This is a genomic window from Mycobacterium mantenii (assembly GCF_001667865.1).
GTDB lineage: Bacteria > Actinomycetota > Actinomycetes > Mycobacteriales > Mycobacteriaceae > Mycobacterium > Mycobacterium mantenii_A.
In genome coordinates, this window is the sequence record NZ_LZJP01000012.1 from 148,493 (window position 1) to 157,074 (window position 8,582).

The window sequence follows — 8,582 nt, forward strand, 5'->3', positions numbered from 1 at the left end:
TTCGGTGTGCATCGTCGGCGATCACGAGAGATCAACCACCTCAAGCTTGTTGGCGCCGACGGCCGCGCCGATTTCGGCCCGCACGTCGCCCGGCACGTCCCGGTCCAGGCGCAGCAGAATCGTCGCACCCGGGCCCTCGGCGTCCTCGGAGAGTTGCGCGGCTTCGATGTTCACCCCGGCCGAACCCAGCAGGGTGCCGATCTTGCCCAGCGCGCCGGGCTGGTCGACATAGTTGATCACCAGGTTGGTGCCGCGGGCGCGCAGATCGAAGTTACGGCCGTTGATCTGGACGATCTTCTCCACCAGCTGCGGCCCGGACAGCGTGCCGGCGACATTGACGGCGGTGCCGTCGTGGGACACCGCGCGCACGTCGACCACGCTGCGGTGGTTCGGGCTTTCCGATGCGGTGCTGATTTCGGCGGTGATGCCGCGTTCTTCGGCCAGCGCCGGGGCGTTGACGAACGTCACCGGCCCCTCGACGACGGCCGAGAACAATCCGCGCAGGGCCGAAAGTTTAAGCACCTCAACATCTTCGGAGGCGATCTCGCCGCGCACCTGCACCGACAACGACACCGGAGGCCCGTCGGACAGCGTGGCGGTCAGCACCCCGAGCTTGCGCACCAGGTCCAGCCAGGGCGCCACCTCCTCGTTGACCACCCCGCCGCCGACGTTGACCGCGTCGGGAACGAATTCCCCGGCCAGAGCGAGTTTCACGCTTGCCGCGACATCGGTGCCCGCGCGGTCCTGCGCCTCTTCGGTCGACGCGCCCAGATGCGGTGTGACCACCACCTGCGGCAGCTCGAACAGCGGGCTGTCGGTGCAGGGCTCTTTGGAGAAGACGTCAAGACCGGCAGCGCGCACGTGCCCGCTGCGCACGGCGTCGGCCAGCGCCGCCTCGTCCACCAGGCCGCCGCGGGCGGCGTTGACGATGATGACGCCCGGCTTGGTCTTCGCCAGCGCGTCCTTGTCGATCAGGCCCGCGGTTTCGGGCGTCTTGGGCAGGTGCACCGAGATGAAGTCGGCGCGGGCCAGCAGGTCGTCCAGCGTCAGCAGTTCGATGCCCAACTGGGCGGCGCGCGCCGGCGACACGTAGGGGTCGTAGGCGATGATGTGGGTGCCGAAGGCGCTGAGCCGCTGGGCGACCAGCTGACCGATCCGGCCCAGGCCCACCACGCCGACCGTCTTGCCGAAGATCTCGGTGCCCGAGAAGGACGACCGCTTCCACGCGTGCTCGCGCAGCGAGGCGTCGGCGGCGGGGACCTGGCGGGCCGCCGACAGCAGCAGCGCCAGCGCGTGCTCGGCGGCACTGTGAATGTTCGACGTCGGCGCGTTGACCACCAGCACACCGCGTTCGGTGGCCGCATCGACATCCACGTTGTCCAGGCCCACCCCGGCGCGGGCGACGATCTTCAGCTTGGGCGCCGCCGCCAGCACCTCGGCGTCGACGGTGGTGGCCGAACGCACCAGCAGTGCATCGGCCTCCGGCACGGCGGCCAGCAGCTTCTCCCGATCGGGGCCGTCTACCCAACGCACCTCGACCTGGTCGCCCAGGGCGGCGACGGTGGATTCGGCGAGCTTGTCGGCAATGAGTACAACAGGCAGATTCACCCGGCCAGCCTATCGGCTGTAATTGACGCGTGGACGTCACCATCGTCGGCAGCGGACCCAACGGGCTGACCGCTGCCGTAATCTGCGCCCGAGCCGGCCTGAAAGTGCAGGTCGTGGAAGCTCAGCCGACCTTCGGCGGGGGTGCGCGCACCGCACCCGACCCAGATTCCGCGGGAGTTTTGCACGACATCTGCTCGGCGGTGCACCCGTTGGCACTGGCGTCGCCGTTCTTCAAGGAGTTCGACCTGCCCGCGCGCGGCGTGCGGTTGGCGGTGCCCGAGATTTCGTACGCCAACCCGCTGCCCGGGCGCCCGGCGGCCATCGCCTACCGCGATCTGGACCGCACCTGTGCCGAACTGGAGCACGGCACGTCGTTCAGACGACTGCTCGGCCCGCTGGTCGAGCGTTCCGACGACGTGGTGGCCCTGCTGCTGGGCGACAAACGGTCGGTGCCGAACTCGCTGCCGTCGGCGGTGCGGCTGGGGCTACGGATGCTGGCCCAAGGCACCCCGGCGTGGGGGTCGCTGGCCGGCGAGGACGCCCGCGCACTATTCACCGGCGTTGCCGCCCACATCATTTCGCGGATGCCGTCGCTGACCGCGGCGGGCGCGGGGATGATGCTGGCCACCCTCGCGCATTCGGTCGGCTGGCCGATTCCGGTGGGCGGCAGTCAGGCGATCACCGACGCCCTGATCGCCGACCTACGCGCCCACGGTGGCGAGCTCACGGCGGGCGCCGAGGTCACCGCACCACCGGGCGGAGTCGTCGCCTTCGACGCCGCGCCGACCGCGCTGCTGCGGATCTACGGCGAGGCCCTTCCGTCCCGATACGCTAAAGCATTGCGGCGCTACACGTTTGGACCCGGAGTCGCCAAGGTCGACTTCGTGCTCAACGACGAGATTCCGTGGTCGGACCCCCGGCTGCGGCAGGCCCCGACCCTGCATCTCGGCGGCACCCGGGCGCAGATGGCTCGCGCCGAGGCCGACATCGCCGCGGGCCGTCACGCGCAATGGCCCATGGTGCTGGCCGCGTCCCCGCACGTCGCCGACCCGGGCCGCGTCGCCGCCGGACACCGTCCCTTCTGGACCTATGCCCACGTGCCGTCGGGTTCCACCGTCGACGCGACCGAGGCGGTGACCGCGGTGGTCGAGCGGTTCGCCCCCGGCTTCCGCGACGTCGTGGTCGCGGCGCGCGCGGTGCCGGCCGCGCGGCTGTGCGACCACAACGCCAACTACGTGGGCGGTGACATCGGGATGGGCGGCAATTCCGCGTGGCGGGCCATCGCCGGCCCAACACCGCGGTTAAACCCTTGGCGCACACCCATTCCCAAGGTGTATCTGTGTTCTGCGGCCACCCCGCCCGGGGGCGGTGTGCACGGCATGGCCGGCTACTACGCCGCACGCACGTTGCTGCGCCGGGAATTCGGCATCGACACGCTTCCGGATCTGCGGCCTAGGATGACGCCGTGACGAAACTTGCGATCATCTACTACTCGGCCACCGGCCATAACACCACGATGGCGCGGCGCGTTGCCGCCGCGGCCGAGGCGGCGGGGGCCGACGTCCGGCTGCGGCACGTCGCCGAAACACAGGATCCCGAATCGTTCGCCCACAACCCGGCCTGGACGGCGAACTATGAGGCCACCAAAGACCTTCCGGCGGCCACCGGCGACGACATCGTCTGGGCCGATGCGGTGATCTTCGGTTCACCGACCCGATTCGGCTCTCCCGCAGCGCAGTTGCGCGCATTCCTCGACTCGCTGGGCGGGCTGTGGGCACAGGGCAAGCTTGCGGACAAGGTCTACGCCGGCTTCACCTCGTCCAACACCCTGCACGGCGGTCAGGAATCCACCCTGCTCTCGCTGTACATCACGCTGATGCATTTCGGCGGCATCATCGTGCCGCCGGGATACACCGATCCGTGCAAGTTCGTCGACGGCAATCCGTACGGGGTGAGCCTGGTCTCCACGCACGACAACATCGCCGAGTTCGACGAAGCCACCCAGAACGCGCTGGACCACCTGGCCCGACGGGTGGTCGAGACGGCCGGCCGGCTCCGCGACACTTAAACCACGCACACGACACGCCGTAAACGGTCGCCATGGTTTAAGTGTCGCGGCAGAAGGCCCTAAGCGGTCTCGGTGATCGGCCGGTCGACCCAGCTCATCAGGTCACGCAACCTCTTGCCGACGACCTCGATGGGATGCTCGGCGTTCTCCTTGCGCAGCTGCTCGAGTTGCTTGTTACCGCCCTCGACGTTGGCGACCAGCTTCTTGGTGAACTCGCCGCTCTGAATGTCGCGCAAGATCTCGCGCATCCGCTCCTTGGTGCCGGCGTCGATCACCCGCGGGCCCGACAGGTAGCCGCCGAACTCCGCGGTGTCGGACACCGAGTAGTTCATCCGCGCGATGCCGCCCTCGTACATCAGGTCGACGATCAGCTTGAGCTCGTGCAGCACCTCGAAGTAGGCCATCTCCGGCGGATAACCCGCCTCGACCATCACATCGAAACCGGTCTTGACCAATTCCTCTGTGCCACCGCACAACACGGCCTGCTCACCGAACAGGTCGGTTTCGGTCTCGTCCTTGAAGGTGGTCTTGATGACACCGGCGCGGGTGCCGCCGATCGCCTTGGCGTAGGACAGGGCCAGCGCCTCGCCCTCGCCGGTGGGGTCCTGGTCCACCGCGATGAGGCAGGGCACGCCCTTGCCGTCGACGAACTGCCGACGCACCAGGTGCCCCGGGCCCTTCGGCGCCACCATGGCGACGGTGACGTTGGCGGGCGGCTTGATCAGGTCGAAGTGGATGTTGAGCCCGTGACCGAAGAACAACGCGTCCCCATCCTTCAGGTTGGGTTCGATGTCGTTCTTGAAGATGTCGGCCTGCGCGGTGTCGGGCGCCAGCAGCATGATGACGTCGGCCCACTTGGCCACCTCGGCCGGGGTGTCGACCTCAAGGCCCTGCTCTTCGACCTTGGCCCGGGACTTCGACCCCTCCTTCAAGCCGACCTTCACCTGCACGCCGGAGTCACGCAGGCTCAGCGAATGCGCGTGTCCTTGGCTGCCGTATCCGATGACACCGACCTTGCGACCCTGGATGATCGTCAGGTCCGCATCGTCGTCGTAGAACATCGGCAATGTCTCCCCAGACGGGTTAGCCACTTCACTATCTCCTTTTTGTTTGCGCTGAAAACTTACTTGGCCGTGCCGATTCCGCGTGGACCGCGAGCCAACGACACCACTCCGGATTGGACGATTTCACGGATCCCGAAGGGCTCCAGGACCCGCAGCAGCGCCTCGATCTTGCCGCGGTCACCCGTCGCCTCAATCGTCAGCGACTCGGGCGACACGTCAATCACCTTGGCGCGGAACAGGTTCACCGCCTCGATCACCTGACTGCGGATACCGGCGTCGGCGCGCACCTTGATCAGCGCGAGTTCGCGCGACACCGAGTTGTCGTCGTCGAGCTCGACGATCTTGATGACGTTGATCAGCTTGTTGAGCTGTTTGGTGATCTGTTCGAGCGGGGTCTCCTCGGCGGAGACCACAATGGTCATCCGCGACATGTCCTTTTGCTCGGTGGCGCCGACGGCCAGCGATTCGATGTTGAAACCGCGCCGGGAGAACAGCGCCGCCACGCGGGCGAGCACGCCGGGTGTGTCCTCGACCAACACCGACAGGGTGTGCGTGTGCATCAGGCGTGTCCTTCGGTTTCGTCGTCGAACAGCGGGCGGATTCCGCGGGCCGCCTGGATCTCGTCATTGCTGGTGCCGGCGGCCACCATCGGCCAGACCTGCGCGTCGGCGCCGACGAGGAAGTCGATCACCACCGGGCGGTCGTTGATCGCCCGCGCCTGGTTGATCACGTCGTCGACGTCTTCCTCACGCTCGCAACGCAATCCGACGCAACCCAATGCCTCGGCCAGTTTCACGAAGTCCGGGATTCGATGCGAATGCGTCGCCAGATCCGTCTGCGAGTAGCGCTCCTGGTAAAACAGTGTCTGCCATTGGCGCACCATGCCCAGGTTGCCGTTGTTGATCAGCGCCACCTTGATCGGCACGCCTTCGATCGCGCAGGTCGCCAGCTCCTGGTTGGTCATCTGGAAGCAGCCGTCGCCGTCGATCGCCCACACCTCCGCGTCCGGGCGACCCATCTTGGCGCCCATGGCGGCCGGAATGGCGTACCCCATGGTGCCCAGCCCACCGGAGTTGAGCCAGGTGCGCGGCTTCTCGTACGAGATGAATTGGGCCGCCCACATCTGGTGCTGGCCGACGCCCGCGACGTACAGGGCGTCCGGGCCGGCGATCTGGCCCAGCTTCTCGATGACGTATTCCGGGCCGAGGCTGCCGTCGCTCTGCGGCCCGTAGCTCAGCGGATAGGTGGACTGAACTTGGTTCAGGTAGGCCCACCATTCGGTCATGTCGAGCTTGGCGAGTAGCCCGTCTTGGCGCAGCAACTCGAGCAGCTCGATGATGACGGCCTTGACGTCGCCGACGATCGGCACGTCGGCGTGACGGTTCTTGCCGATCTCGGCCGGGTCGATGTCGGCGTGGATGACCTTGGCTTCCGGGGCGAAGGTGTCCAGCTTGCCGGTCACCCGGTCGTCGAATCGGGTGCCCAGCGCGATCAGCAGGTCGCTACGCTGCAGGGCCGCCACCGCGGCGACGGTGCCATGCATGCCGGGCATGCCCAGGTGCTGCGGATGGCTGTCCGGGAACGCGCCGCGCGCCATCAGCGTGGTCACCAACGGGATGCCGGTCAGCTCGGCCAGCTCGCGCAGCTCGTTCGTCGCTTCACCGCGGATGACCCCGCCGCCCACGTAGAGCACCGGCTTGCGGGCGGCCGCGATCAGCTTGGCGGCTTCGCGGATCTGCCGACTGTGCGGTTTGGTGTTCGGCTTGTATCCGGGCAGGTCGAGGCGCGGCGGCCAGCTGAACGTGCACTGGCCCTGCAGCACGTCTTTGGGGATGTCGACGAGCACCGCGCCGGGGCGGCCCGAGGAGGCGATGTGGAACGCCTCGGCCAGCACCTGCGGGATTTCGTTACCCGAGCGAACCAGGAAGTTGTGCTTGGTGATCGGCATGGTGATGCCCGAGATGTCGGCTTCCTGGAAGGCGTCGGTGCCGATCAGCGAGCGTCCCACCTGCCCGGTGACGGCGACGACCGGTATCGAGTCCATCTGGGCGTCGGCCAGCGGGGTCACCAGGTTGGTGGCGCCGGGGCCCGACGTCGCCATGCACACACCGACCTTGCCGGTGGCGTGCGCGTAGCCACTGGCGGCGTGGCCGGCGCCCTGCTCGTGGCGGACCAGGACGTGGCGCAGCTTTTTCGAGTCGAACAGCGGGTCGTAGACCGGCAGCACCGCACCGCCGGGGATGCCGAAGATGACCTCTACGCCGAGTTCCTCCAGCGAACGGATCACCGACTGGGCACCGGTAAGTTGCTCGGGCCCAATACGTTTCGGCTTGGCTGGCGCAGACTTCGCGGGCTTGGCCGCGTCCGTGGCGATGTCGGCAGCGTCCACTGCCTCGGAGGCGTGCTGCCTGATGGGAGCGCTCACTGTCGTTCAGTCCTTATTCATTCCGGGAATCTCGCTGGGGGCAACAAAAAACCCCCGACAGCTCATTCTGCTGCACGAGGGTTGCGCGCTGGTGCTGGATTGCTTTAAATGCTGAAGGGCAAGTCAGCCACCAACGCGCCGACTAAGTACTACGAGCATCCCGGACTTTCCGGCGGTATCCATAACGTCCGACGGTAGCCTTCGCACAGCTCAGGAGTCAAATCTGTGACCGTCGGCGCCCGGGGCGCCCGGGGCGCCCGGTGGTCCGCGGCGCCGCCGGGCGAGCGCTCCCGCAATCGGTCCAGTGTGCCGGGTGAAATGATGGTGGGGTGGCTACTGGCTCGTCTCCCCAAACACCGTCCGCCGCGCCCGTCGTGATCAAGGTGTCGCCGGTAGCGCATCTGGCCGTAGGGTTCTTGACCTTGGGGTTGCTGATACCGGTGATGTTGTGGCCACCGTCGCTGCCGCTGCTGATCCTTCCGGTGCTGCTGTCGGCCATGATCATCCGGTTGCGCACCGTCGCCGACGACCAGGGCGTGACCGTGCGGACGCTGCTGGGCAGCCGGCACGTGCCCTGGGACGACATCGACGGACTGCGTTTCCACCGCGGGTCGTGGGGACGCGCGCAGCTCAAGAGCGGCGGCGAGCTGCGGTTGCCCGCGGTCACGTTCTCCACCCTTCCGGAGCTGACCGAGGCCAGCGCGGGGCGGGTGCCCAACCCCTACCAGTGAATCGAGCCGGTCAGCCGATCGGATTCACGCCGTTGAGGGCCACCCACACCCCGACGCCGGCCGCGATGCCGGCCAGCAGGGCGACAAAGGAGCCGATGAAGGGTCGGTGCGCCCAACCGCGGCGCGCGTCCAGGCCGTACCGGCCGGGTCCGCACAGGACGACCGCGGCGGCCATCACGATCAGGGTGATCTGGTATTCGTGGCCGTCGGGCAGGAAGAACGAGAAGTTGTGCGTGTGCGGCCGGGTAGAGATGCTGGCCAGCAGGCCGTTGATCAGGAAGGCAAGCGCACCGGCCGCGGCCACCGGGGTGAACAGGCCCAGTATCAGCAGCACACCAGCGACGACCTCGCCGCCGGCGCTCACGTAGGCCAGGATGTCGGCGTGCTGGTAACCGACGTCGGACAGCGAGTTCTTGAACCCGGTGACCCCCGAGCCGCCCCACCAGCCGAACAGCTTCTGCAGCCCGTGGGCGCCGAGCACCACACCGAGCCCGACGCGCAGCAGCAGCAAACCGAGATGCTGCGTCCCGCGCCGGCCCACGTCGTGCAACCGGTCGTGGTGTTCGTCGTCGTCGTCGACCTCGGTGGACTCGGGTGCCGCGTGCCGGGCCGCCGCATGCGGCTGGACGTAGGGCAGCGGTTCCTGCTGTTCGAGCAGGTGGTAACCCCCGGCCCCGGAGCCGGCG

8 protein-coding genes are annotated in these 8,582 nt (G+C 67.8%); 3 read left to right on the plus strand and 5 right to left on the minus strand.

Annotated features, from left to right (window positions below):
* Positions 1 to 21 precede the first annotated feature (21 nt).
* The gene (serA, locus tag A5688_RS01980) at positions 22 to 1,608 is read right to left on the minus strand and encodes a phosphoglycerate dehydrogenase (RefSeq protein WP_067912026.1); all 1,587 of its coding nucleotides are present in this window, start codon (positions 1,606 to 1,608) and stop codon (positions 22 to 24) included.
* A 29-nt stretch (positions 1,609 to 1,637) separates the two neighbouring features.
* Between serA and A5688_RS01985 the strand changes: the two genes are divergently transcribed.
* Positions 1,638 to 3,077, plus strand: coding sequence for a phytoene desaturase family protein (locus A5688_RS01985; RefSeq protein WP_067912030.1), 1,440 nt, complete (start codon positions 1,638 to 1,640; stop codon positions 3,075 to 3,077).
* Positions 3,074 to 3,676, plus strand: a complete 603-nt coding sequence (gene wrbA / locus A5688_RS01990; RefSeq protein ID WP_067835489.1) for an NAD(P)H:quinone oxidoreductase — start codon at positions 3,074 to 3,076, stop codon at positions 3,674 to 3,676. Before A5688_RS01985 ends, wrbA begins: the two co-directional genes overlap by 4 nt.
* Before the next feature lie 59 nt (positions 3,677 to 3,735).
* Here the strand turns inward: wrbA and ilvC are convergent, their stop codons facing one another.
* The 3 genes from ilvC to A5688_RS02005 form a co-directional block, all read right to left on the minus strand.
* Entirely contained in the window at positions 3,736 to 4,737 is a 1,002-nt protein-coding gene (gene ilvC, locus A5688_RS01995; RefSeq protein ID WP_067912032.1) for a ketol-acid reductoisomerase, read from the minus strand.
* Positions 4,738 to 4,799: 62 nt separating this feature from the next.
* Entirely contained in the window at positions 4,800 to 5,300 is a 501-nt protein-coding gene (gene ilvN, locus A5688_RS02000) for an acetolactate synthase small subunit (RefSeq protein ID WP_067835493.1), read from the minus strand.
* Positions 5,300 to 7,165, minus strand: coding sequence for an acetolactate synthase large subunit (locus A5688_RS02005; protein ID WP_067835495.1), 1,866 nt, complete (start codon positions 7,163 to 7,165; stop codon positions 5,300 to 5,302). Before A5688_RS02005 ends, ilvN begins: the two co-directional genes overlap by 1 nt.
* Before the next feature lie 374 nt (positions 7,166 to 7,539).
* Here A5688_RS02005 and A5688_RS02010 point away from each other — a divergent pair, with 374 nt between their 5' ends.
* Positions 7,540 to 7,896 carry a PH domain-containing protein gene (locus tag A5688_RS02010; RefSeq protein WP_067835497.1) on the plus strand — a complete coding sequence of 119 codons (357 nt, stop codon included), beginning with the start codon at positions 7,540 to 7,542 and terminating at the stop codon, positions 7,894 to 7,896.
* A 10-nt stretch (positions 7,897 to 7,906) separates the two neighbouring features.
* On the opposite strand, the gene A5688_RS02015 is transcribed toward A5688_RS02010, so the two are convergent.
* Positions 7,907 to 8,582: DoxX family protein (locus tag A5688_RS02015; RefSeq protein ID WP_068268035.1), on the minus strand; the 676-nt coding region annotated here is incomplete at its 5' end.

What these genes read in the sequence shown, in the direction of transcription:
- ilvC (WP_067912032.1), bottom strand. Translation starts at nt 4,737, where the DNA reads ATGTTCTACGACGACGATGCGGACCTGACGATCATCCAGGGTCGCAAG.
- ilvN (WP_067835493.1), bottom strand. Translation starts at nt 5,300, where the DNA reads ATGCACACGCACACCCTGTCGGTGTTGGTCGAGGACACACCCGGCGTG.